General features: G+C 69.7%; 29 protein-coding genes. 13 read left to right on the top strand and 16 right to left on the bottom strand.

Annotated elements, in window-relative coordinates; all coding sequences use genetic code 11:
• On the bottom strand, positions 1 to 1,086 hold a 1,086-nt coding region (gene mshA / locus ACWDX9_RS29765; protein ID WP_449959630.1), incomplete at its 3' end, for a D-inositol-3-phosphate glycosyltransferase.
• Between the two features lie 122 nt (positions 1,087 to 1,208).
• Between mshA and ACWDX9_RS29760 the strand changes: the two genes are divergently transcribed.
• Entirely contained in the window at positions 1,209 to 1,952 is a 744-nt protein-coding gene (locus ACWDX9_RS29760; RefSeq protein ID WP_449959628.1) for an SDR family NAD(P)-dependent oxidoreductase, read from the top strand.
• Positions 1,945 to 2,793, top strand: coding sequence for a class I SAM-dependent methyltransferase (locus ACWDX9_RS29755; protein WP_449959626.1), 849 nt, complete (start codon positions 1,945 to 1,947; stop codon positions 2,791 to 2,793). The genes ACWDX9_RS29760 and ACWDX9_RS29755 overlap by 8 nt, the downstream gene beginning before the upstream one ends.
• Here ACWDX9_RS29755 and ACWDX9_RS29750 read toward each other — a convergent pair.
• Genes ACWDX9_RS29750 through ACWDX9_RS29740 form a run of 3 tightly spaced genes read right to left on the bottom strand, consistent with a single transcriptional unit; the run spans position 2,766 to position 5,535 of the window.
• Positions 2,766 to 3,269, bottom strand: coding sequence for an O-acetyl-ADP-ribose deacetylase (locus ACWDX9_RS29750; protein ID WP_350733246.1), 504 nt, complete (start codon positions 3,267 to 3,269; stop codon positions 2,766 to 2,768). The two genes, ACWDX9_RS29755 and ACWDX9_RS29750, sit on opposite strands and share 28 nt — an antisense overlap.
• A 16-nt stretch (positions 3,270 to 3,285) precedes the next feature.
• Positions 3,286 to 5,055: a cytochrome c oxidase assembly protein gene (locus tag ACWDX9_RS29745; RefSeq protein WP_449959624.1), complete on the bottom strand. Its 1,770-nt coding sequence runs from the start codon at positions 5,053 to 5,055 to the stop codon at positions 3,286 to 3,288.
• 3 nt (positions 5,056 to 5,058) lie between these two features.
• Entirely contained in the window at positions 5,059 to 5,535 is a 477-nt protein-coding gene (locus tag ACWDX9_RS29740; protein WP_364258841.1) for a DUF305 domain-containing protein, read from the bottom strand.
• 104 nt (positions 5,536 to 5,639) lie between these two features.
• Here ACWDX9_RS29740 and ACWDX9_RS29735 point away from each other — a divergent pair, with 104 nt between their 5' ends.
• From ACWDX9_RS29735 to ACWDX9_RS29710, 6 genes are all read left to right on the top strand, one after another.
• Complete coding sequence (locus ACWDX9_RS29735; protein WP_357725389.1) at positions 5,640 to 5,996, top strand: BlaI/MecI/CopY family transcriptional regulator; 357 nt, start codon at positions 5,640 to 5,642, stop codon at positions 5,994 to 5,996.
• Positions 5,993 to 6,898 carry a M56 family metallopeptidase gene (locus ACWDX9_RS29730; protein ID WP_449959621.1) on the top strand — a complete coding sequence of 302 codons (906 nt, stop codon included), beginning with the start codon at positions 5,993 to 5,995 and terminating at the stop codon, positions 6,896 to 6,898. The genes ACWDX9_RS29735 and ACWDX9_RS29730 overlap by 4 nt, the downstream gene beginning before the upstream one ends.
• Positions 6,899 to 6,961: 63 nt before the next feature.
• A complete protein-coding gene (locus ACWDX9_RS29725) occupies positions 6,962 to 7,453 on the top strand; it encodes a helix-turn-helix domain-containing protein (RefSeq protein WP_350733238.1) in 492 nt (163 codons plus the stop codon).
• Positions 7,454 to 7,456: 3 nt separating this feature from the next.
• Positions 7,457 to 7,858: a hypothetical protein gene (locus ACWDX9_RS29720; RefSeq protein WP_449959619.1), complete on the top strand. Its 402-nt coding sequence runs from the start codon at positions 7,457 to 7,459 to the stop codon at positions 7,856 to 7,858.
• 119 nt (positions 7,859 to 7,977) lie between these two features.
• Positions 7,978 to 8,346: a DUF2516 family protein gene (locus ACWDX9_RS29715; RefSeq protein WP_192789781.1), complete on the top strand. Its 369-nt coding sequence runs from the start codon at positions 7,978 to 7,980 to the stop codon at positions 8,344 to 8,346.
• A 25-nt stretch (positions 8,347 to 8,371) separates the two neighbouring features.
• Entirely contained in the window at positions 8,372 to 9,106 is a 735-nt protein-coding gene (locus ACWDX9_RS29710) for an alanyl-tRNA editing protein (RefSeq protein WP_449959617.1), read from the top strand.
• Here ACWDX9_RS29710 and ACWDX9_RS29705 read toward each other — a convergent pair.
• Positions 9,103 to 10,014 carry a TetR/AcrR family transcriptional regulator C-terminal domain-containing protein gene (locus ACWDX9_RS29705; RefSeq protein ID WP_449959615.1) on the bottom strand — a complete coding sequence of 304 codons (912 nt, stop codon included), beginning with the start codon at positions 10,012 to 10,014 and terminating at the stop codon, positions 9,103 to 9,105. The genes ACWDX9_RS29710 and ACWDX9_RS29705 overlap by 4 nt on opposite strands.
• Positions 10,015 to 10,122: 108 nt before the next feature.
• On the opposite strand from ACWDX9_RS29705, the gene ACWDX9_RS29700 reads away from it, so the two are divergent.
• Both ACWDX9_RS29700 and ACWDX9_RS29695 read left to right on the top strand, forming a co-directional pair.
• A complete protein-coding gene (locus ACWDX9_RS29700; protein ID WP_449959613.1) occupies positions 10,123 to 11,211 on the top strand; it encodes an FAD-dependent monooxygenase in 1,089 nt (362 codons plus the stop codon).
• 28 nt (positions 11,212 to 11,239) lie between these two features.
• Positions 11,240 to 12,847, top strand: a complete 1,608-nt coding sequence (locus tag ACWDX9_RS29695; RefSeq protein WP_449959611.1) for a DUF2207 domain-containing protein — start codon at positions 11,240 to 11,242, stop codon at positions 12,845 to 12,847.
• Positions 12,848 to 12,865: 18 nt separating this feature from the next.
• On the opposite strand, the gene ACWDX9_RS29690 is transcribed toward ACWDX9_RS29695, so the two are convergent.
• On the bottom strand, positions 12,866 to 13,774 hold the full coding sequence (locus ACWDX9_RS29690; protein ID WP_449959609.1) for an asparaginase: 909 nt from the start codon (positions 13,772 to 13,774) through the stop codon (positions 12,866 to 12,868).
• Between the two features lie 60 nt (positions 13,775 to 13,834).
• Between ACWDX9_RS29690 and dtd the strand changes: the two genes are divergently transcribed.
• Positions 13,835 to 14,260 carry a D-aminoacyl-tRNA deacylase gene (dtd, locus tag ACWDX9_RS29685; RefSeq protein ID WP_357725373.1) on the top strand — a complete coding sequence of 142 codons (426 nt, stop codon included), beginning with the start codon at positions 13,835 to 13,837 and terminating at the stop codon, positions 14,258 to 14,260.
• A gap of 156 nt (positions 14,261 to 14,416) precedes the next feature.
• Here the strand turns inward: dtd and ygfZ are convergent, their stop codons facing one another.
• From ygfZ to ACWDX9_RS29665, 4 genes are read right to left on the bottom strand one after another with little or no spacing between them, the layout of a single operon-like run.
• Positions 14,417 to 15,355: a CAF17-like 4Fe-4S cluster assembly/insertion protein YgfZ gene (ygfZ, locus tag ACWDX9_RS29680; RefSeq protein ID WP_449959607.1), complete on the bottom strand. Its 939-nt coding sequence runs from the start codon at positions 15,353 to 15,355 to the stop codon at positions 14,417 to 14,419.
• Between the two features lie 20 nt (positions 15,356 to 15,375).
• Entirely contained in the window at positions 15,376 to 15,903 is a 528-nt protein-coding gene (locus ACWDX9_RS29675) for a helix-turn-helix domain-containing protein (protein ID WP_449959632.1), read from the bottom strand.
• A gap of 9 nt (positions 15,904 to 15,912) precedes the next feature.
• Positions 15,913 to 16,113, bottom strand: coding sequence for a hypothetical protein (locus ACWDX9_RS29670; protein WP_449959605.1), 201 nt, complete (start codon positions 16,111 to 16,113; stop codon positions 15,913 to 15,915).
• A 30-nt stretch (positions 16,114 to 16,143) separates the two neighbouring features.
• Positions 16,144 to 17,001 carry a class I SAM-dependent methyltransferase gene (locus tag ACWDX9_RS29665; RefSeq protein WP_449959603.1) on the bottom strand — a complete coding sequence of 286 codons (858 nt, stop codon included), beginning with the start codon at positions 16,999 to 17,001 and terminating at the stop codon, positions 16,144 to 16,146.
• A gap of 94 nt (positions 17,002 to 17,095) precedes the next feature.
• Between ACWDX9_RS29665 and ACWDX9_RS29660 the strand changes: the two genes are divergently transcribed.
• On the top strand, positions 17,096 to 17,506 hold the full coding sequence (locus tag ACWDX9_RS29660) for a helix-turn-helix domain-containing protein (protein WP_449959601.1): 411 nt from the start codon (positions 17,096 to 17,098) through the stop codon (positions 17,504 to 17,506).
• Between the two features lie 328 nt (positions 17,507 to 17,834).
• Here ACWDX9_RS29660 and ACWDX9_RS29655 read toward each other — a convergent pair whose 3' ends face one another.
• The 4 genes from ACWDX9_RS29655 to cyaB form a co-directional block, all read right to left on the bottom strand.
• Positions 17,835 to 18,248, bottom strand: a complete 414-nt coding sequence (locus ACWDX9_RS29655) for a Fur family transcriptional regulator (protein ID WP_185070409.1) — start codon at positions 18,246 to 18,248, stop codon at positions 17,835 to 17,837.
• A gap of 874 nt (positions 18,249 to 19,122) precedes the next feature.
• The gene (locus ACWDX9_RS29650) at positions 19,123 to 19,419 is read right to left on the bottom strand and encodes a DUF2470 domain-containing protein (RefSeq protein WP_350733221.1); all 297 of its coding nucleotides are present in this window, start codon (positions 19,417 to 19,419) and stop codon (positions 19,123 to 19,125) included.
• Positions 19,420 to 19,425: 6 nt separating this feature from the next.
• Positions 19,426 to 19,914, bottom strand: coding sequence for an FABP family protein (locus ACWDX9_RS29645; RefSeq protein ID WP_449959599.1), 489 nt, complete (start codon positions 19,912 to 19,914; stop codon positions 19,426 to 19,428).
• Positions 19,901 to 20,479 carry a class IV adenylate cyclase gene (cyaB, locus tag ACWDX9_RS29640; protein WP_449959598.1) on the bottom strand — a complete coding sequence of 193 codons (579 nt, stop codon included), beginning with the start codon at positions 20,477 to 20,479 and terminating at the stop codon, positions 19,901 to 19,903. Before cyaB ends, ACWDX9_RS29645 begins: the two co-directional genes overlap by 14 nt.
• A 441-nt stretch (positions 20,480 to 20,920) precedes the next feature.
• Here cyaB and ACWDX9_RS29635 point away from each other — a divergent pair, with 441 nt between their 5' ends.
• The gene (locus ACWDX9_RS29635) at positions 20,921 to 21,283 is read left to right on the top strand and encodes a DsrE family protein (RefSeq protein ID WP_350733216.1); all 363 of its coding nucleotides are present in this window, start codon (positions 20,921 to 20,923) and stop codon (positions 21,281 to 21,283) included.
• Between the two features lie 659 nt (positions 21,284 to 21,942).
• On the opposite strand, the gene ACWDX9_RS29630 is transcribed toward ACWDX9_RS29635, so the two are convergent.
• Complete coding sequence (locus ACWDX9_RS29630; protein ID WP_449959596.1) at positions 21,943 to 22,419, bottom strand: SRPBCC family protein; 477 nt, start codon at positions 22,417 to 22,419, stop codon at positions 21,943 to 21,945.
• Between the two features lie 2 nt (positions 22,420 to 22,421).
• On the bottom strand, positions 22,422 to 23,249 hold the full coding sequence (locus ACWDX9_RS29625; protein ID WP_449959595.1) for an ArsR/SmtB family transcription factor: 828 nt from the start codon (positions 23,247 to 23,249) through the stop codon (positions 22,422 to 22,424).
• Positions 23,250 to 23,327 lie beyond the last annotated feature (78 nt).

Here is a 23,327-nt window from a genome sequence, read left to right as displayed (position 1 = left end):
GCCGTCCACGAGCAGGCCCGACACCCCGTCCCGCACGGCGGTGCGCAGCCCGCCCACGGCGGCGGCCGCCACGGGGGTGCCGCAGGCCTGGGACTCCAGGGCGACGAGGCCGAACGACTCGCTGTACGAGGGCACGACCGTCACCGAGGCCGCCCGGTACCAGTCGGCCAGTTCCTCCTGGGGAGCCGGAGGAACGAGGCGGACGACGTCCGAGATGCCGAGTTCGGCGGCCAGCTCGGTGAGCAGGGACGGCCTGGCCAGACCGTTGCCCGAGGGCCCGCCGACGCAGACCACGACCAGGCGCTCGCGCAGCGACGGGTCGTCGATGAGCATCCTGGAGGCGGCGCGGAGCAGCACGTCCGGGGCCTTGAGCGGCTGGATGCGGCCCACGAAGAGCAGGACGTGCGCGTCCTGCGGCAGTCCGAGCCGCTGCCGGGCGGCGCCCTGCGAGGCGGGCTGGAAGACGGTGAGGTTGACGCCCGGGTTCACGACGGCGACGCGCTCCTCGACGGCGCCGTACAGGTCGATCAGCTCGCGCGCCTCGTCGACGGTGTTGGCCACGAGGCGGTCGGCGACCTGCACGACCTGCTCCTCGCCGATCACGCGGGCCTTGGGCTCCGGGTTGTCGCCCTGGGCGAGCAGGAGGTTCTTGACCTTGGCCATGGTGTGCATGGTGTGCACGAGCGGCACGCCCCAGCGCTCCTTGGCCAGCCAGCCGACCTGGCCGGAGAGCCAGTAGTGGGAGTGGATGACGTCGTAGCGGCCCGGGTCGTACATGGCCTCGGTCCGCAGCACCCCGGACAGGAACGCGCAGAGCTGGCTCGGCAGCTCGCTGCGTTCCATCTCCTCGTACGGGCCCGCGGTGAGGTGGCGGACGAGGACACCTGGGGCGAGTTCGGCCACGGGCGGGAGGTCGCGGGCGGTGGCCCGGGTGAAGATCTCCACTTCTACGCCGAGGTGAGCCAGCCGCTTGGCGGACTCCACGATGTACACGTTCATGCCTCCGGCGTCGCCCGTTCCGGGCTGGTCCAGGGGCGATGTGTGCATGCTGATGGTCGCGACCCGGCTGACCCGTCGTCGCCTCACTCGACACCACCTCCAGACGGCTTATAACCATCCAGATTTTTGCGACATTCCCGACACATGGTCATAACAGGGTATTTAGGGCGGTCATCAACGTGCCCGGGAGGGCTGGCAGGATGAGGAGCATGCGGAGAACGGCTGTGGTGACCGGGGCGAGCAGTGGGATCGGCGAGGCGACCGCGCGGCGGCTCGCCGCCGAGGGGTTCGAGGTGGTGGCGGGCGCGCGGCGGCGCGAGCGGCTGGACAAGCTCGCCGCGGAGGTGCCCTCGATCAGGCCGGTGACGTTGGATGTGACCTCCCAGGAGTCGGTCGACGCGCTGGCGGACTCGCTCGAGCGGTGCGACGTGCTGATCAACAACGCCGGTGGCGCCCTCGGCCTTGAATCGGTCGCGGAGGGGCACCTGGATGACTGGCAGCAGATGTACGACGTGAACGTGCTCGGCTCCCTGCGCATGACCCAGGCGTTCGTGCCCAAGCTCGTCGAGTCCGGCGACGGCGTGCTGGTGATGGTGACCTCGACGGCGGGCCTGGTGTCGTACGAGGGCGGCGGCGGCTACGTCGCAGCCAAGCACGCGCAGACGTCGATGGTCGAGACGCTCCGCCTGGAGCTGGTCGGGCAGCCGGTGCGGGTCGTGGAGATCGCGCCGGGCATGGTGCAGAGCGAGGGGTTCGCGGTCACCCGGTTCCGCGGGGACGAGGCGGCCGCGGCGCGCGTCTACGAGGGCGTGCCCGGCCCGCTGACCTCCGACGACGTGGCCGACGCGATCGCCTGGTGCGTGACCCGCCCCGCCCACGTGAACATCGACCGCATGATCATCCGCCCGCGGGCCCAGGCCGCCCAGCACAAGGTGCACCGCGTCAGTGGCTAGACCGGCCGGGGCCGCCAAGGCGGGGGGCAGACCGGTCGGCGCCGTCACCAGGGGCACGACCGGGCACAACCGGCTGCGGCGCTGCGACCGGTGGATCGCCGCCGCGCACGGCCGGCTGCTGCGGGCCGCCGAGCGGCCCCTCGTGGTGGATCTCGGCTACGGGGCGTCGCACACCACGACGCTGGAGCTGTTCACCCGCCTGCGCCGGGTGGCCCCCGGCGTCGAGGTGGTCGGGATCGAGATCGACCCGGCGAGGGTGGCGGTGGCCAAGCCGTACGAGCGGGAGGGCCTGAGCTTCCGGCTGGGCGGCTTCGAACTGCCTGTCGAACGCCCGCCGACGCTGGTGCGGGCCTTCAACGTCCTCAGGCAGTACGGCGAGGCCGAGGCGTGGCACTACTGGGACGTGCTCAGAGGCCGGCTCGCCCCCGGCGGTGTCCTGGTAGAGGGGACCTCGTCCGAGAACGGGCGGCGCGCGATCTGGGTGGGGCTCTCTCCGGAAGGACCCCAGACGATCACGTTCTCGGCCCGTTTCGATGCTTTCGAGCGGCCTTCTGACCTGGCCGACCGACTGCCGAAGACCCTCATCCACCGGAATGTCCCGGGCGAGCGGATTCATGCGTTCCTGAGCGACTTCGACCACGCGTGGGCGGTGAGCGCGCCGTACGGGGCCCATGGGCTGCGGCAGCGGTGGCTGGCCTCCGTGCGCGCGCTGTCGGGCTCCTGGCCCGTCGCCGGGCGGCCGCCGCTCGGCGGCCCGGCCCGGTGGCGGCTCGGCGAGCTGACCCTCCCGTTCTCGGCGGTGGATCCCCGCGATCAGAGGCGCGCCTCGAACACGGCGTAGGCCGCGCTGTCGAACAGCACGAACCGGACGTCCTCGACGGACGTGTCCGCCTGCCGGACCGTGTCCAGGGCGATCCGCGCGGCGTCGTCCATGGGCCAGCCGTAGATGCCGGTCGAGATCGCGGGGAAGGCCACCGACCTGGCCTCCAGCGTGTCGGCCACCCGCAGCGACTCCCGGTAGCAGGAGGCCAGCAGCTCCGAACGGTCCACTGACATGGAGTACACCGGCCCGACCGTGTGGATCACCCACTTCGCGGGCAGGCGCCCGGCCGTCGTCGCGACCGCCTTTCCGGTGGCCAGCCCCTTGCCGTAGTGGCCGGCCCGCAGCTTCCGGCACTCCTCGAGGATCTCCGGACCGCCGCGGCGGTGAATGGCGCCGTCCACGCCTCCGCCGCCCATGAGGGAGGAGTTGGCGGCGTTCACGACGGCGTCCGTCGGCTGCTCGGTGATGTCGCCTTTCACCAACGTGATGCGCATCTCACCGAGATTGGCATCAACGGCCGCCCCGCACCAGCACCGCGGTCCCCCTGCCGGCCATGCGCACGGCCAGCAGGACGAGCCCGGGCAGCGGCAGGAGCATGGCCACGGCTCCGGCCAGGCGCTGGTCGGCGAGGACGCCGGGCGCGCCGGACGGGGCCACGAGGGAGATCCAGTCGGCCGCGACCGGGGGCGCGAGCAGCAGGTACGTCCCGACGGCGAGGTGCGTCAGGGTCACGGCGGCCAGCAGGCGGGCGCGGTCGCCCCACGTCACCGGGTCCGCCCCGGTCAGGACGCCGAACACCAGCAGCCCGAGGCCGAAGAACAGGAGCTCGGTGAGCAGGTGAGGGGCGTAGCCGGACAGCGACCACGACAGCCAGGGCGTGCCGTAGAGGAGGACGAACGCCCCGAAGTAGACGGCGGGATGCGCCAGGAACCGGTACCGGCCGGCGACGGTGAACGGGGCGCCCAGGCAGAACAGGAGCGGGGCGACGACGGTGAGCACCGTGTGCTGGACCGAGTGGACCGACACCATCGCCCGCGCGTAGCTCCCGACCCCGCCGAGCAGCACCAGCGCGGTCAGCGCCAGGCCCGCGTACCAGGCGATCGCGCGGCCGGCGGGCCAGGTGGCCGCCCTGCGCACGGCGACCGCGTAGGCGACCGCGGGCAGTATCAGGAGGATCAGGACGGTCGGGTCCAGGCGGAGCTCGGTGATCAGCGCTCCCGGGGTGAAGGGGGCGAGCGCGTACTCCAGGGCGGCCTGGTCGTGACCGCCGCCACCGGGCGGTGGCGGCGTGCGGGACAGGCCGATGGCCAGCCCGACGGCCGCCGCCATCACGATCACCTCGCCGGTGGCCAGGCGGACGAAGGTCCGGCGTACGGACCGGTCGGCGATGCCCGCGACCGTGCGGCGGCGGTGGGTCCAGCCGAACAGGCCCAGGAGCACGAGGGCCGCGGTCTTGGCCAGCAGGAGCTGCCCGTACGCGCTCTGCCAGAGGTCGGACGGGGCGCTGAGCCGTACCCAGGCGCCAGCCACGCCCGAGACGGCCACGGCGGCGAAGCAGCACAGCGCGAGCGCGCTGAACCTGGGCAGCACCGACGGCAGATCCGGGGACCGGCGGAAGTGGAGGAGCACCGCGACCAGGCCGCCGACCCAGACCGAGACCGACACCAGGTGTGACATGAGGGCGGAGACGGCGATGTCGTGGTCGCCCGCGGAGGCCGCATGCCCGACGTAGGCGGGCGGCAGCAGCCCGAACACGGCGACCGCCAGCCGGACCGCCGAGGGCAGCCGCCAGGTGAGCCCCACGACGACCGTGGCGGCCAGCACCACGAGCAGGGCCTGGGTCTGCGGGATCGAAGTGCCGAACTCCAGCAGATCAGGCGAGGCGAGCAGGGCCCCTGCGGGCAGCGGGATGAGGTTGGACAGGGTGAGCACGTAGCTCAGCCCGGTCGCCAGGGCCCAGCCGAGCGCCCACCAGCCGGCCGCGCGACGGCAGGACCGGGACTCGGGCGAGGAGGCGGGGGCCAGGAGGGCGGCGACGAGCGTACCGACGCAGCCGACCGCGCACACGTCGAACCAGAACCGGGCCAGGGGCAGCCCCCACTCGGTGAACGGCCCGGCGGTGGGCAGCCCGGGAAGCTCCGGCTTGATGGCCCCGCCGAACCGCAGGACGACGACCAGCACCACCACGCCGGCGGCCACCGCCGCACCGGCATAGGTCCTGGCCGACTTCCCTGCCGCGACCGATGGGACCGACGGGACCGACGGGAACGCCCTGGCCATGGGTCAGCCCGCTTGCTTGGCGATCTCGGCCAGCTCCGCCTTCTGAGCCTTGATGATCTTGTCGGCCAGCTCGAGCGTGGGCCCGTGCTTGCCCGACTTCTTGACGGTCTCGGCCATCATCACGCCGTGCTCCAGATGGCCCGACAACGCCGACAGCCACTCCTTGTCGAAGCCGGAGCCGGCCTTCAGGTCCGCGCCCATCCGGTCGGTCGGCTCCGGCGGCACCGTCTCCTTCCAGGACTGCAGCCAGGACGACATCATGTCGATGTCCGCCTGCTCCTCCGCGATGAGCTTCGTGCTCAGGTCACGGACGTACGGGGACTTTCCGCTCTTGGCCGCCACCTCGGCCAGCTGGATCGTCTGCTGGTGGTGCGTGATCATCTCCTGGCTGAAGACCACGTCAGCCTGATCGTGTGTCGTCGACGTGCTGTCCGCCGAGGCCGCGCACCCGGCCGCCAGCACCAGACCGAGCAGGGCCACAACCGCTGTACTCCAACGCATGCACGGAGATACGCACGACACGGAGACGTGGTTCACACGACCCAAATGCCTGCTCGACAGGTTGTAGAGCTAGCCTGTAGGGCGTGAAGGGTCTTGGCGAGCTTGAGCGCAGCATCATGGACATCCTCTGGGCGGAGAGCGGCGCGCTGACCGCCCGTGAGGTCGGCAGGCTCATCGCCGACCGCGACCTTGCCCCCACCACGGTGATGACCGTGCTCGACCGCCTCACCCGGAAGGGCTTCCTCCAGCGCACCCGGGACGGCCGCGCATGGAGATATCAACCGGCCGAAAGCCGCGACGCGTACATCGCCGAGCTTATGCTGGAAGCCTTGGACATGACGGGCGACCGATCGGCCGCCCTGACCCGCTTCGCCCAGGCCGTATCGGGCTCGGAGGCGGAGATCCTGCGCAGAGCCCTTACGGAGCTGGAGGAAGAGTGATCACGGCAGCGGCGCTGGCAGCGCTCGCCACGGCGTGCGCGGTTGGCTCCTGGCGTTTCACGACTGCCCGGTGGACCTCTCGCGCTCCTCGGCTGGCCATCATCGTCTGGCAGTCCCTGGGGGTGTCCTGGGGCCTGGCCACCACCGGCGCCATGCTCGCCTACGCGGTCCAGCCGTACGGCGAGGGGGTGCTGCCCGGGCTGTTCGCGTTCGCGCGGGGGGAGGCGCCGCTGGAGGCGTGGGACCCGCTGCACGTGCTGGCCCTGATCGCGGGGCTCACCGCCCTGACCGTGCTGATCGCGGTGCTGCTCACCGCGGGTGTGCAGGCGCTGCACGCCCGCCGTAGGCACCGCATGCTGCTCGCGCTGATCTCCCACGACGACCCCGGCGTGCCCGGGGTGCGGGTGCTCGCCCACCCCGGCGCCGCCGCGTACTGCGTGCCCGGCCTGCGCTCGCAGGTCGTGGTGAGCGAGGGCGCGCTCAAGCTGCTGTCGGAGGACGAGATGGCCGCCGTGCTCGCGCACGAGGCCGCGCACGTGCGCGAGCGGCACGACCTGGTGCTGCTGCCGTTCGCCGCGCTGCGCAGGGCGCTGCCCTGGTCGAAGGTGGTGGCCGACGCGCAGGCGCAGGTGGAGCTGCTCATCGAGATGGCCGCCGACGACCGCGCCCGGCGCTACTGCTCGCCGCGCAGGCTGGCGACGGCGCTGCTCAGGTTCGGTACGGCGGGCGCCATGCCGACCCCCCAGGGCATGCTCGGCGTGCACGCCAAGCACGTCATGGCCAGGGTCGAGCGCCTGATCAAGCCGGCTCCCGAGCTGGCCGCCCCGGTGCGCTACGGCTACATCGCACTCTCTGTGACGTTGGTCACCTCGGCGCCTCTCCTGTGGGTCTTCCAGCTCTGACGTGCTTGCTGGCGTTAACCGCTCCGTTTGCAATTGCAAGCACTACGGGGCAGACTATGAGGCATGGCACTACCCAAGGTCGACTCGATCGGTGAATACATCCGCGAGCAACGGCAGCAGGCGAAGATCTCGCTGCGCCAGCTCGCGGCGGCGGCAGGGGTCTCCAACCCCTACCTGAGCCAGATCGAGCGTGGGCTGCGCAAGCCGAGCGCGGAGATCCTCAACCAGATCGCCAAGGGTCTGCGCATCTCCTCGCAGGCGCTCTACGTGCAGGCGGGCCTCATCGAGGACCGCGAGCCGCCGAGCGACGTCATCACGGCGATCAGGGCCGACACGCACCTCAGCGAACGGCAACGCCAGGTGCTGATTGATATCTATGAGTCGTTCCGTAAGGAGAAGCGCGCCGAAGACGAGCAGACCTCCCAGAATGCTCGCCCTCGGCACGACTCCGGATCGGACGACGAACCGCTGTCAGAGGAGTTTCTCGCCGCTCTTGAGCCCTATACGGCGACCTCCGGCAACGGCAACGTCACCCAGGAAACCAAGGAAGGTTAACCCATGACGCTCGCAACCGAGGTCAAGAAGCTTACGGAGTCCAAGCCGTTCTACGCCGTCGCGGGTGTCGGCGACTTCGCGGTCGAGAAGCTCCGCGAGCTGCCCGAGCAGTTGCAGAAGCTGCAGTCGCGCCGCACCGAGCTGACCAAGGACCTGCCGGAGATGGCCCGCGTGTACGCCGGCAAGGCCGAGAGCTTCGCCAAGGAGTTCCCGGAGAAGGCCCGCGGGTACGCCGACCAGCTCGCCGGCCGGGCCACCGAGGCCTACGAGGACTTCGCCACGCGCGGCCGCCGGGTCGTCAGCAAGACGAGCGGCGACGCCGCGCTGGAGCTCGAAGAGGTGGCGCAGGCCGCCAAGCCCGCCACCCCGGCCAGGAAGCCCCGCACCACCAAGGCGAGGGGCTGAGCTGACGCGAAAGCCCGTCTCCCGAGGGAGGCGGGCTTTCCGCTTTGGGGTGCCCGTCTGTCAGGGTCGCCTATTAGGCTGAAGCCGATTTCATTGCGGCGTTGTGCGGAGCCAAAAACATGAATTTGATCAACAGTGTCCTCAATCTCCTCTTCCTGGTGCTCGCCGCCGTCATCTTCGGCATGTCGGCGTACGCGCTCGTGCACGCGCTACGGGTGCCGACCGGCGCTTTCGTCTCGGCGGGCAAGCTGCAGAAGAACATCTGGCTGCTGATCCTGGCGCTGGCGACGCTGTTCTCGGTGGGCGGCGCCTGGAGCTACTTCATCGACTTCCTCATCGTCGGCGGCGCCGGCTTCATCGGCCTGGGCGCGCTGGGCTTCTTCTCGATCGTGGCCGCCATCGCCGCCACGATCTACATCGTGGACGTCAAGCCGGCCGTCAAGGGCATGGGCGGGCGGGGCAACAACGGTCCCTACGGCCCCTGGTGATCGAGCCCGGCGTTAGGCTGCCGACATGACCTACGACCTCCACGGGCGCACGCAGCGGCTGGAACTGTCCGACCAGGTTCTCCGCGACTTCGAGGCCGTCGTGCTGGACGCGACGCCCGAGGGGATCGTGCTGGACAGGTCGGCGTTCTACCCGGGCGGCGGCGGCCAGCCGGCGGATCACGGAGTGCTGATCTGGCAGGGCGTCGAGACGCGCGTCGTGGGAGTGCGCAAGGGCGACGACCTCCAGTTGGTCCCGGCCGAGGGCGATCCGATCCCGCCGGTGGGCACCGTGGTCGAGGCGGCGGTGGCCGACGAGCGGCGCTCGGCCCTCATGCGTACGCACTCGGGGCTCCACGTGCTGTGCGGGGTGGTGTTCAGGGACTACGGCTGCCTCGTCACCGGCGGCAACATGGACGAGCTCAGCGCGCGGATGGACTTCAACCTGCCCGAGGTGCCCCCCGGGTTCAAGGAGGCCGTCGAGGACGCCTGCAACACCGAGATCGCCGCCGACCGGCGCATCGACGTACGCGTCCTGCCGCGCAAGGAGGCGTTCGACATCCCCGACATCATCCGCACGGCCACCAACCTGGTCCCGGAGACCGTCCAGGACGTGCGGATCGTCGACATCGTGGGCCTCGACACCCAGGCCGACGGCGGCACCCACGTGGCCTCCACCAAGCAGATCGGCCACATCAAGGTGGCCAAGATCGAGAGCAAGGGCCGCGGCTTCCGCCGGCTGCGCATCCAGATCTCCGACTAGTCGATCACCTTGGCGAGACCGTCGAGCAGCGGGCCGAGCCCGAACTCGAAGAGCCGGTCCAGGTCGAGGTCGAAGTCGCCATTCAGCTCGGCCACGACCCCGGCGAAGGCGCGATAGTCGTCGGACTCGGCGATCCAGCGCAGGTGCTCCTCCTGCCCGGCCATGAACTCGTCGGCGCTGAGCCCCGTGGCGGCCTGGGCCTGCCGCTCCAGCTCCAGGTTGGCGGCGATGCCCTGCACGTAGCTGTAGACCAGGGTGTGCACGTGCATCTTGGCCGTGGCGTCGAGCCTCGTGCCCGCCAGCGCGGCCATGACCCACTCCGTGTGCCTGAGCAGGCTGGCCGAGGGCAGCGGCCTGGTCAGCGAGGTGACGCCGGCCATCCACGGGTGCGCGCGGTAGCCGGCCCACTGGAGGCGCGCCGACACCTCCAGCCTGGCCCGCCAGCCGTCCGGCGGCTCCCCGGGCAGCGGGAACTCGTCGATGACGGCTTCGACCATGAGCAGGACCAGGTCGTCCTTGCCGCCCACGTGGCGGTAGAGGGACATGGTGGCCATGCCGAGCCGGTCGGCGACGCCGCGCATGGTCAGCTCGGGCAGGCCCTCGGCGTCGGCGATCTCGACGGCGGCCCGTACGATGCGCTCCCGCGTCATCTCATTTCCTGAAATATCCGGCCGCCGGGCCGCCGCCCTGCCCCCGCGCGGCTCCGCCACGATCGTCCCCACGCGCGGCTCGGCGACCACGACGCCCTCCTGGGCCAGGAGCGCGAGCGCCTTGGCGGCGGTGGCCAGGGCGACCCCCCGGTCCCTGGCGAGCTGCCTGGTGGACGGGACGCGGTCTCCTGGGCGGAGCCGGCCGTCGGCTATGCGGCGCTTGATGTCGGCGACGATCTCGGCGTAGGGGGCTGCCATCTCATCCTCCTGTACTAGTACAGATCTTGCCATCTTACCCTTGTGAGCTGCTGTCCGTACTGCGTACATTCAGCGTACAACGTCAACACCGGCGACAAGGAGCAGAACATGAAGGTCCTCATCTCAGGCGCGAGCGTCGGCGGCCCCGTCCTGGCGTACTGGCTGCGGCGGCACGGGTACGAGACCACGCTCGTCGAGCGGGCCCCGGCCCCGCGCAAGGGCGGTCAGGCCATCGACATCAGGGGCGCCGCGCTGGACGTGGTCGCGAAGATGGGCGTCATCGAGCAGATCAGGACGCTGCGGACGACCATGCGCGGCATGTCCATGGTGGACGGCGACGGCAACGAGCTCATGCGCAGCTACGAGGAGACGGTCAGCGGCGGCCGGTTCGACAGCCCGGACATCGAGATCATGCGCGACGACCTGACCGCCATCCTCACCTCGGCCTCGGGCGCCGAGTACGTGTACGGCGACTCGATCGCCACCCTCGACCAGGACGCCGACGGCGTGGACGTGACGTTCGAGAGCGGCGGCCGGGGGCGCTACGACTACGTGTTCGGCGCCGACGGCCTGCACTCCAACGTGCGCAGGCTCACCTTCGGCCCGGAGGCGCAGTTCCTCAGCCACCTCGGCATGTACGTCTCCATCTTCACCGCCGACAACTTCCTCGGCCTGGACCACTGGCAGACCTGGTTCCGCGAGGGCGACACGGGAGGCGCCGTCTTCAGCGACCGGGACGCCACCGTGATCCGGGTCAATCTGGGCTTCGGCGCGGGTCCGATCGACTACGACCACCGCGACGTCGAGCAGCAGAAGCGCCTGATCCAGGAGCGCTGCTCGGGGCTGCGCTGGGAGGTGCCCAAGCTGCTGGAGGCCATGTGGAAGGCCGACGACTTCTACTTCGACGCCATGGCCCAGGTCAGGATGGAGCGCTGGTCGAAGGGCCGGGTCGCGCTGGTCGGCGACGCGGGCTACTGCGCCTCGCCGCTGTCGGGGCAGGGCACCAGCCTGGCGCTGGTGGGGGCGTACGTGCTGGCGCAGGAGCTCGGCAGGGACCCGATCGGGGCCTTCGACCGGTACGAGGAGCGCATGCGCCCGTACGTCGCGCAGAACCAGGCGCTCGCCCACGAGAACCCCGGCCAGGGCGCCTCGCCGGAGAGCGTTCAGCGAGCGGCAACCAGCATCACGCTGGACTGACAGTCACGAACCGATACGATTTGCCGCCATGGGTACCAGACTCACCATGGCCGCACTCGGGGCCACCGCTCTGACGTTGACCGCCGTACCCGCGTACGCGGCGGGCGCCGGGATCACGGACGAGGTGACGATGACCCTCGGCAAGAACGGCACCCTGCACGTGGTCGAGAAGATCAGCGGGGCGTCGGGTGAGCTCAAGCGGACGTTCATCACCAGGACGCGGTACGACGACGGCAACGATCGCGTCTACCAGATCTCGAACGTCAAGGGCGGCACCCTCGCCGGCGACGTGCTCACCGTGAAGGGCGACGGAACGGTCGAGTACGACGTCAAGGGGGCGGTGACCACCTCGGGCGGTGTCGAGGAGCTGCGCTGGTTCGCGGTGAACGGCTGGAGCCAGCAGGTCGCCAAGGCGACGGTCAAGGTGAACGGCCCCGGGCAGGTCCAGAACCTGTCCTGCTTCGCCGGCGAGCTGACCTCGGCCATCGGCTGCACCTCGGCCTCCATGGACCACTCGGCCACCGAGGCCGACTTCGAGCAGGAGAACATCGCCCCCAGCCAGGCCCTGACCGTGGTCGTCGGCTACCCCAAGGGGTCCAGCTCCGGCGTCCCCATCCTGGAGCGGCGCTTCTCGCTGGCCTCGGCGTTCACCCTGAACCTCGTCACCGGCGGCGCCCTGGCCGGCCTGCTGGTGCTGCTGCTCGGCGGCGTCGCCCTGCTCTACTGGACGCGCGGCCGTGACGCCAGGGCCGCCGGCCACGCGCAGGGCCCGGTCGATCCGGTGCAGAACGGCCACTTCTCCCCGCCCGACGGGGTACGGCCCGGCCAGATCGGCACCTTGGTGGACGAACAGGCCGACGTGGTCGACGTGACCGCGACGATCGTCGACCTCGCGGTCCGCGGCTACCTGCGGATCGACGAGCAGCCGCGCCAGACGTACGACGCGCCCGACTGGATGCTGGTCAGGCTGCCGAACGCGCCGGTCAACGCGCTGCTGCCGTACGAGCGCGCCCTGTACGACGCCATCTTCGACGGGCGGGACGCGGTGCTGCTGTCGCAGCTGTCCGGCTCGTTCGCGGCCCACCTGGGCAAGGTGCGCGACGCCCTGTACGCCGACGTGGTCAAGCAGGGCTGGTTCGCCCGCCGGCCCGACACCGAGCGCACCAGGTGGACGACGATCGGCGTGGTGCTCATCGCGGTCGGCGTGCTGGCCACGGCGGGGCTGGCCTGGTTCACCACGTACGGGCTGCTGGGTCTGGCCGTCATCATCGCGGGCGGCGCGCTGGCCGTCGGCGGGCAGTACATGCCGGCCAAGACGGCCAAGGGCTCGGCGGCGCTGGCGCACACGATGGGCTTCCGGCAGTACCTGTTCTCCGGCGAGCTGGGAGAGGTGCCGGAGCAGCACCGGGTTGAGCTGTTCTCCCGCTACCTGCCGTACGCGGTGATCTTCGACGGGGTGGAGCACTGGTCGCGGGTGGTGGCCTCGGTCACGGGGAACGGCCACCAGTCCGACAACCTGTACTGGTACCACGGGCCCGCGGAGTGGGACCTGTCCAAGTTCGCCGGGTCGATGCGGACGTTCACCACGACGACCTCGGGCGCCATCTCCGCCACCCGCCAGTTCCGCACGCTCTGACGTCCCTCTGACGTCCTTCTAACGGAACCGGAGCTCACCCACCGGCCGGCCACCGCCGAGCACCGGCGGGGCGGCCAGCTCGGCCAGCTCCGGCGCGTCCAGGCCCAGCGAGCGCAGAGCCGCGACCGTGGCGGGGACGCGGGCGCGCTGGGACCCGTCCTCGATCTTGACGGTACCCGCGCGCCCGTCCTCGAACACGAACGCGTCGAACGCCTCCGCCCCCGCCTTCAGCATGAGCCCGGGCAGCGCGCGCATCAGCTTGGCCTCGGGGCGGTCGGTGCCCGAGGTCCACTCGGGGTAGGTGCTCATCGCGTCGAAGATCTTGCGCTCGTACGAGTCGGGGGACGACATCGGGAACGCCCTGAACGCCTTCGTCACGCCGAGCATCGACACGAAGAACAGCGGCGCCCCGCACCCGTCCACCCCGGAGGCCGCCACCCGCTCCCCCGTCAGGTCCTCCACGGTCTCGCGGATCGCCCGCTGGAGCGGGTGCTTGGGCTCGAGGTAGGACTCGGTGGGCCAGTCGTTCAGGACGCAGGTGGCCAGCATGGCGGCGTGCTTGCCGGAGCAGTTCATGTAGACGCGGCCGCATTCCGTGGCACTCCGGTCGTACGGGTAGTCCTCGGGGCACATCAGCGCCGGCTCCTCCAGCCCGGCGCCCGCGAGGATCTTCCTGACGCCGTCCACGTGGAACGGCTCGCCCGAATGCGAGGCGCAGGCCAGCGCCAGCAGCTCATCCTCCAGCCCGAGCCCCGAACGGAGCATGCCGAGCGCCTGGAGCGGCTTCATCGACGACCGTGGCGACGCGGGAACATGCACCGCGCCCTTCGCCTCGACCGGGCGTCCTTCCGCGTCCACCGTCAGCATGCGAGCCTGATGCGTGGACTCCACGAACCCGGACCGGACAACTTCCACAATCATCGACATTTCGCTTCCCCTTTCGGCATGAGTCTACGAACCCTTCTTCCTGGTCCAGAATGGGTTGCCATGCGAGCAGTGGTGCAGAGAGTGAGTTCGGCGTCGGTGGTGGTCGACGGTCAGACCGTCGGGGCCATCGACGAGCCCGGCCTGCTGGTGCTGGTGGGCGTCACCCACACGGACACGCGGGCCGAGGCCGCCAAACTCGCCGCCAAGCTCTGGGGGCTGCGCATCCTGCACGGCGAGAAGTCCTGCTCGGACGTGTCGGCGCCGCTCCTGGTGATCAGCCAGTTCACCCTGTACGGGGACGCCCGCAAGGGCCGGCGGCCGACGTGGCAGGCCGCCGCCCCGGGGCCGGTCGCTGAGCCGCTGGTGGAGGCCGTGGTGGAGGAGCTGCGCCAGTTGGGGGCGCACGTGGAGACGGGCGTCTTCGGCGCCGACATGAAGGTGTCGCTCGTCAACGACGGCCCGATCACCCTCATCCTCGACTTCTGACCGCCCACGCCCGGGCGCCTGCCCCCAGGCGAGCCCTCACCCGGGCGCCTGCCCCCAGGCGAGCCCTCACCTGGGCGCCTGCCGCCGGGAGAGCCCTCACCCGGGTGCCTGCCGCCGGGAGAGCCCTCACCTGGGCGTCTTCCACCGGGAGAGCCCTCAGCGGATGCGGCGACGGAGAGCCGGGTCGATGGAGACGTTGCGTCCCGCGTCCGGCGGCACGATGACCTCCTGCGCGGCCGCCACCCCACCGGCCAGCAGCGGCGCGTCCACCGGCACCGTCCGCTTGACCACCGCCAGCGCGATCGGCCCGAGCTCGTGGTGCCGGGCGGCCGACCCGACCACCCCGACCTCCTGGCTCTCGAAGATCACCGGATCACCATGCGCCGGCAGCGTGTCCACACTGCCGTCGAGGTGCAGGAACACCAGGCGGCGCGGCGGATGCCCGAGATTGTGCACCCGGGCGACCGTTTCCTGGCCGCGGTAGCACCCCTTGCTCAGGTGTACGGCCGCACCGATCCAGTCCACCTCATGGGGAATCGTCCTGTGATCGGTGTCGAACCCCAGCCGCGGCCGGTGCGCCTCGATCCGCAGCGCCTCGTACGCCCACAGCCCCGCCAACGGCTTGCCCAGGTGATCGGGCAGCTCGTCGCGCGGCACCAGGAAGTCCTCCGTGGCCGTGGACAGCACGGCCAGGTCGTCGGCCCGCGACACCTCGACCCGCAGCATGAACCGCATCCGGTCGAGATAGTCGATCAGGCTCTGCGCGGTGCCCGGCTCGACATGGGCCAGCATGCTCTCACCGTCGTCGACGAGCGTCAGGTGGTGCAGCACGTGACCCTGCAGGTCGAGATCGAGCGTCTGCGTCCACTCACCCGGCTTCAGGGTGTCGAGTTTCTGCGAGGTCAGGTCGTTGAGCCATTTCAGCCGGTCTACGCCGGAGATGCGGACCACCTCACGGTTGCTGCGGTCGACGACCGCCTCACCCTTGGCCAGCGCACGCTGCTCGGCGAACAGATCGCCGTAGTGCGCGGCAACGTCGGAATCCGGCCCATCGGCCGCGACGGCGCCGGGGAGATCGAGCAGAGGGCTACGCATGCCCTCCAGGTTATCGGCACTCACGCCACCACCCGAAAACCCCCACCCGCTCGCCCACGTACGACAGCCACCACCCGACAACCGGAAGCGACCACCCACGTACTTACGGCAGCCACCCGACAACCGGAAAGCGCGCGGGCCCGGCCGGGGGCGAGGGTGGGGTGGCAGCGGCAGCGGGCCTGGATGGAGGTCTTCTCGTCCGCGCTGATCACGTACTCGTCCTCGCCCAGCGCCTGGCCCTGCCAGGTACGGGCGTACAGGTCCAGCACGCGCTCGGCCTTGGTGCGGAAGTCGAGGTCGGTGATGAAGATCCAGGAGCGGTGCTGCCAGGGCTTGAGCGCGTCCCCGGCGAGCCGGCGGCGCACGGTGGAGGCTGACACGAACGCGGCGATGCCGCGCTGCATGGCCTCGCGGGCCAGTTCCGGGCATGACCAGCGCGCCGGCGGCACCCCGGTCTCGGCGGGCAGCTGGCAGGCCAGGGCCTTGACCTGGGCGGTCTGCAGCGGCGTGAAGGCGGGCGGGCGACCAGAGCGCCTACGGTCGGACAGCCCGGCCAGTCACTGCTCGGCGAACCGGCCCCTCCGGCAGCGGACGGTGTCCAGGTGCAGTCCCGTCTCGCGGACGATGCGCGCGTTGGAGCGCCCACGCGCCGCATGCAGCACGATCGTCGCTCGCTGCCGGGCCTGGTGTGGGGTCTTGTGGCCGTACGCCATCTTCTTGAGCCGGTGGCGTACGGAGGCGGTCAAGGTGATGGGCACGGGATGAAGCGGCCGATCCCCCCGGAATGGTCAGCGGCCGGTGCGAACGGCGGTGAGGAACCCTCCACTCGAAGGACCGAGGACGGGACGGCCGTAGGAGGCGGCGAGTTCGGCAAGATCGTGAGGCTGAGGTTGCCAACCGTGTCGGCTGAGCCAGCCGGGGGCGTCTTCGCCCAGTCCGCCCTTCCACAATGATGTGTACTGGTCCATCGTCGGCATGCCACGAGTCTGCGCAAGGAAGGCCGAACCAGTGATGTCGCCGTGTTCAAAGGCTAGTTGGCTGCCCGGCGCGGAGAGCTCACCGACTGCGGTCAGCAGACGCGCCGCCTCATCAGCCATCAGGTAGACCAGCAGTCCTTCCGCGAGCCATGCTGTTGGCGCGGTGGGATCGAACCCGGCAGCGACCAGCTCGCCCGTCCAGCTCTCGCGCAGGTCCACCGGAACAATGCCGCGCTCGCACGTCGGCACCGCATCGCATGCGGCCAGCACCGCCTCCTTGAACGCGAACACCTCGGGAAGGTCGAGTTCGAACACGCTCACACCGCCCGGCCACGGCAGCCGCAGAGCACGTGTGTCGAGCCCGGCGGCGAGCAGAACCACCTGTGCGCAACCGGCAGCCGTGGCAGTGAGCAGATAGTCATCGAAGAACCGCGTGCGCAGTACTCCATGGAAGGCGAACACGGCGCCCAAGGAGGCCAGCGGCCCCAGTGCGGCGAGGTCTTCGGCTGACGTGGGCTCCTCGGGAAACGCCCCAGGCGCAGCGTCCAGGAATCTCTGGGCGTACGGGTCGTTGAACAGCCGGTCGTCCCTGAGGCTCTCGCGGGCCCTCACCATCGCCACCCCCAGCGCCGTCTTCGCCACGCCCTTCAGTGAGCCGTCTGGCTCCATCGCCGCCTCCTCGATCGAAACTTATTCATCGCCAACGATACATCTCTCACGATGCTTCTGTAGCGATGCTTCTGTAGCGATGTAGCCTTCGCACATGGATGGCGGACAGTTGCACCGGCTTGGCAAGCGCCTCATCGAGCTGTCCTCGCAGGTCACCGGCGAGGCCGGCGACCTGTCGCTCACTCCCGGAGAGGCCGCTGTCCTGGAAGACGTGATCAAGCACCCCGCCAGCTCGATCAGCGAGATCCACCAACGGACAGGCTTTGTGCAGAGCCACGTATCCGCGTCGGTCTCACGCCTCAAAGCGCGTGGGCTGGTGAAAACCGAACCCGACGCGAGCGACGGGCGCCGCACCCGGGTCCGAGTCGCGGACGGAGCTATGCAGGCGATCAGCCGCCGCGCAACCCGCAGCATCGACCAGGCGATCGGCCGCACCATCGGCGACCCCGGTCGGGCTCGCCGGACGACCGAGCTATTGCAGGAGCTGGCCGACATCCTGCTGTGACCGCGCCGGCAAACCTTAAGGGCCGCCCCTACCTCGCCGACGCCCTGCCGTCACAACAGTCGCCTTACGTCAACCACCGAAGGACTTCCGGAACCGACCATCAAGGCAGCCATCCGAGCCCCGGGCCCGGCCGCTCGCGTATCCACGGCAGTCGCCGAACACCGGTAAACGACCACCCACCCACCTGCAGCAGCCCCTCAACAGCCGTAAACGACCACCAACTCACCCACCTACGGCAGCCGCTCAACAACCGTGAACGACCACCGCCCCGGCTCCCGGCAGTCACGACTATCACGGCAACGCCCGAGGGCGGCCGTCCTCTCGCCCGCTATCGGCAGTTGCGGCACCGGCCGAAGACGGTCAGATGGTGCACGTCCGCGACGAACCCCAGCTCCTCGTCCAGCCCCTTGACCAGCCCGTCCGCCAGCTCGGGCCGTACCTCGAACACCTCGTCGCACCCCCGGCACACCAGGTGCACGTGATCGGCCTCAGCGGCCAGGTGGTAGGTCGGCGCACCGTGCCCCAGATGCGTGTGGGTCACCATGCCGAGCTCTTCGAGCAGCTCCAGCGTCCGGTAGACCGTGGAGATGTTCACGCCACGCGCGGTCTCGCGGACCTTGACGCAGATCTCCTCGGGCGTGGCGTGCTCCAACGTCTTGACCGCCTCAAGGACGAGCTGGCGCTGCGGGGTGACCCGGTAGCCCTTGGCGCGGAGTTCCTCATGCCACTGCGTCTCCGTCATGCCCCGAGTGTACGGCCCGGCGATATTCACTTGCCCCTTTCGCGCACAAGCGCATAGCGTCTTTGGTACGCGGAAAGGAGGTGGTCCAAACAATGGTGAATCATAGTTGGGCTAGCGAGGTGGTTGTCCGCTAGCGCTGCGGACTGTTGTCTCGTGACGTATGCGAATCCGAGGCAACCACCGGGGCCCCTGGCAGCCGGAGGGCGGGACCATGATCCCGTCTTTGGTCCATCCGGCCCACCTGCCGAGCAGGTGGAGTTCGCCTGGGGCCCTTCTTCATGTCCACGTCGGGAAACCGAGCCGTTCCACGCGCCTTGACGGACGGATCCTCCGCTCGGGAAGCCTCGCCTGACGCTTCGGGGCGCGCCCAGCACCGGCTCCAAGAGCACGACCAGGCCACTCACCCGGCCACCGAGAAGCCCTCGGCACGACCGGAGTCACTCACCCGGCCTCCGAGACCTCCGCACGACCGGGTTACGCACCCGACCACCGAGACCTCGGCCACCGCAGAGCACCACCGGGGTTACTCACCCAGCCACCGGGACCTCGGCACGACCGGGTTATGCACCTGACCACCGAGACCTCCGCCACTGCAGAGCACCATCGGGGTTACTCACCCGGCCACCGATATCCCAGCCGCCGATGTTCCGGCCAGCGATATCCGGACCGCCGACATGCCGGCCGCCGACATGCCAGCTGCCAATGTCCCGGCCACCGATATACGGACCACCGATATGCCGTCACCATGATCGCTACGCCAAAGGCGCGACTCGGGGGCGAGGGGCACAGGTTCCAGCGACGAAGGGACAGCCTCGAAAGGCGAAGGGACAGGCTCAAGGGGCGAAGGGACAGGCGCGGGACCAAGAGCCCCAGTTCAGTGCTCACCCCGTGCCGCGATGCCGAGCTTGTCGCACGCGTCCCGATAGAGCTGCACCACGGCCTTACGCACCTGGGCCCGCTCGGTGAGCGTCTCCCCCCAGGGCACCCGCACCCGCTCCCCACCATCGACCATGAACTCGATCGCCTCGGCATCCACGTCACTCGTCACCGCCGAGGTGGCGTCGGGCCGGCCGCCGAGCGCCCGCACGATGATCAGCGAGTCCCCGGCGTGGTCGTCATTCATGTGGCGCTTGATCGCCTCGACGGCGTCAGCGGTGAAAGGCGTGCTCATATCGGCTCAAGCTACCTTCTTCAGCTCCGCCGACATATGGTCCGTGAGCGGGTGACCCATAGCCGCCATCTCGTACGCCCACATCAGGTTGCCGTTGACCAACCCGTACAGCCGGTGCCCCGCCGTGTACTCCTTGGCGGTGCCGGTGCGGGCCACGACGTCCGTACGCAGCTCGATCTTGTGGAAGACGACCTCGCCGATGTAGATCTCGACGATCCCGGTCGGGTGGGCGAGCACCACCTCGATCTGCCTGTCGGGCTGCGGGCGCCAGTATCCCGATTCGGTGGCCAGCGGCTTGACCCGGTTGCCGTCCTGGTCGAGCAGCCAGGTGCGGCTCACGTAGCTCAGGAACGGCTTCCCGTTGTGCCCGAACTCGATCTCCTGCCCGAAGTTGAAGCTCTCGATCGTCGGGTAGCCGCCCACGCCGGCGCCTTCCCACCGGCCGAGCAGGAACGCGATGGGCTCCAGGGCGGGGTGCACCTCAGGTTCTTCCATGCTCCCCAAGCGTAGTGCTCCTGGCTCGCCGTACGGCCTCGGTGTACAGCTCGGTGGTGAGATCATCACGGCCGATGCCGACGTCCGCCATCACCTGCCTGATCACCCGCAATGCGCCGGGAACCGCGTCGGGCTCGACCACTGCCTCGATTTCGAGAAACGTACCGTCGAGTTCGGGAATGGTCACGAGCGTGGCCACCAAAGAAAGCCCCGACTTCGAAATCCGGTAGTTCCTGCACCGCTTTTCATACCGGATCACTTCTTGCAACCCAAGTTTGCGCAGCACAGCCTCCATCGCCACGGGGTCCTCGACCCCGGTCTCGTACTCAGGCTTGGACCCGCTGACCGGATCGACGCTGGGATCCTTGAACGTGAGCAGGCTCACCGCGCCATCGTCCACCACCCTCACCCGGATCTCCCTCCCGTCGCGGGAGTACCGGAGATCGGGGGTGTCGTAGTAGACATCGCGGTAAACGTTGGCCGTCTCCGGCGCACGCTCCCGCAACGCGGCCCGTACGCCGACGGGATCCCGCACGACGGCCTTCAACTCGGCCTCGATCCACATGCTCCTCCTCCAGCCTCCCTCGTAGCAGCCCGTGGGGCGGTGTCCTTTGGCGTCCCTTGCGGGAGCCTGCCGGGCGGTGTCCTTCGGCGTCCCTTGCGAGAGCCTGCCGGGCGGCGCCCTTCGGCGTCCTTTGCGAGAACTGTCGGGCGGTGTCCTCCGGCATCCCCTGCAGGAGCCCATGGGGCGGTGTCCTCCGGCATCCCTCGTAGCAGCCCGTGGGGCGGGGCCCTTCGGCATCCCCTGCGGGAGCCTGTCGGGTGGCGTCCTTCGGCGTCCCTTGGGGGAGCCTGTTGGGTGGCGTCCTTCGGCGTCCCTTGGGGGAGCCTGTTGGGCGGTGTCCTTCGCGGCGTCTCTTCGGTCAAGGGGAGGTCTTTCCTGCGCGGGCTTGTGTATTCGGTTGGAGTCCTTCGCCGGAAGTCGGGGGGCGTTAGGGTGACGGGTATGGAACGATCACTGGTGATCAAGGTGACCGCCGGGGCAGATGCCCCTGAGCGGTGCAACCAGGCGTTCAATGTCGCGGCCGCCGCGCTCGCGAGTGGTGTGCCCGTTTCCCTGTGGCTGACCGGCGAGGCCTCGTGGTTCGCGCTGCCGGGCCGGGCCAAGGAGTTCAGCCTGCCGCACGCCGCACCGCTCGCCGACCTCCTCGACGCCGTGCTGGCGGCGGGGCGCGTGACACTCTGCACCCAGTGCGCGGCCCGTAGGAACATCACCGTGGACGACCTCATCGACGGGGTCCGCATCGCGGGCGCGCCGGCGTTCGTCGAGGAAGTGGTCAGGGAAGGCGCCCAAGCGCTGGTCTACTGAGCTTTCGGGTCGTAGACCGCACGTCACGCCTGAGGCTCATCCGTTGGCGTCCGAAAGACGAGGCGCGCGAAGACCAGGTGCCTGCCCTGAGTGCAGGGATATGCGCCGACCTCGGCACGCGCGCCCGCGTGTGGCGGCCCGCGACCGTGTGGTCGTGTGGTCGTATGTCATCCCGCGTGGCCGTGCGTAGCCGTGTGGCGGTGCGCGACCGTGCGTGGCCGTGTGCCGGTGCGCGACCGTGTGCCGGTGCGCGACCGTGTGCCGGTGCGCGACCGTGTGCCGGTGCGTGGCCGTGTGGCGAGGCGCGACCATGTGTGGCGCGGCCGTGCGGCGGCCCGTGGCGATGCGTAGCCGTGCGGCGGTACGCGACCGTGCGTAGCCGTGTGGCGGGGCGCGACCATGTGTGGTGCGCGGCCGCACATGGCCGTGTGGCGGTACGAGACCGTGTGTGGCGGCCGTGCGTAGCCGTGCGGCGGCCCGTGGCGATGCGTAGCCGTGCGGCGGTACGCGACCGTGCGTAGCCGGGCACGACCGTGTGGCCGCCCGTGGCGATGCATAGCCGTATGGCGGGGTGCGACCGTGCGTGGCCGTGTGGTGGTGTGTGGCCGTGCATGACCGTGTAGCGGTGTGTGGCTGTGTGGTGGTGGGGAGGGGCTGGGTTATGGGCCGCTGGGGTGGCGGTCGCGTACGGCGTTGAGTTCGATGTTCTGCTCCAGCAGTGCCTTCGCCGCGCACAGGACGATCGTGAAGCCGCCCGTCGAACCCGCCACGTGGGCGACGATCTCGTCTCCGGACCCGGTGAGCCCGCTCTCCGTCACCTCGACGAAGGTGACGTCCTGGCCGTACGGGGTGAAGCGGAACTCGACGGTCAGCGGGTGGTCCTCGTTCCATTGGAAGAGGATCCTGCTTCCCTCCTCCACCTCCTTGACCAGCACATTCGTGGAGACTCCGTACATCTCCCACGTCCACTGGAGCCGCGCACCCGGTGTCATCCTGCCGGTGCTCTTGGTGAACCAGAACCTGGTCGTGACCTCCGGGTCCGCGAACGCCTCGAAGACCTCGGCGGGCGGCCTGCGGATGAGCATTGCGGTCTGTACGTCGGGGATCTTGGTGAGTGTGAGCGTGTCAACGGCCATGGTCAGGTTCCTTTCTCGTCCTGCGACTCCCACCTGGCGGTCTCGGTGATGGGCGCCATCGTTTCGCCGGTTTCCAGCAGGGTCTTGAGGTTGGAGAGCAGTTCGGGCCAGCCTTGGCTGATCGACTCGCGTACGCCGCTGTCGGGCTCGAAGCCGCTGTGCACGATGGTCAGCTTGACCGTCTCCCCAGCTTGTTCGATGTCGAAAGTCACCTTGGACCTGGGCTCCGCGGTCACCCGGGCCAGTGCTTCGTCGCTCAGGCCGACGGCCTTGGCGAACTCCGGCGTGAAGGTGTGCCAGGAGTAGGCCAGGCGGCGGTGGGGGTCGGACTCGAGTACGACCTGCTCGGGGTCCTCGATGGTGACGCCGCCCAGCTTCCAGGCCATCGTCGAGCCCACCTTCCAGTCGGACTCGATCTCGACGCCCCAATAGCTGAGGGTGAAGGCGGGCTCGGTCAGGGCCCGCCAGAGCCGCTCCGGGGTGGTTTTGATGTATGTCGTGTATACGAAATCGTTGCTGGTCATGGGGCTCTCCAAAGCCGTCTTGAGGTCTGCGAGCGCGTCGGCTCGCCGCCGGTCGTACTGGTTGATCCAGCGATCGGCGATGGCGTTGATCGGCACGGCGTTGAGGTAGTGCAGCTTCTCCCGGCCGCGCCACACCGTGGTCACCAGGTTGGCCTCCTCCAGCACGGCCAGGTGCTTGCTGACCGACTGCCTGGCCATGTCCAGGCCCGCGCACAGCTCGCGCAGGGTTTGCCCGTTGCGGGCGTTGAGGCTGTCGAGCAGCCTGCGGCGACTGGGGTCGGCCAGCGCCTTGAACACCTCGTCCATTTAGCCCATCTACCGCCATCCAGGCCAGACATGCAGTCAATTGGCTGCATATCTCGACCATAGGCAGCTTGATGGCTG

Source organism: Nonomuraea sp. NPDC003201, from assembly GCF_053590415.1.
This window is presented reverse-complemented; position numbering and strand designations above follow the sequence as displayed.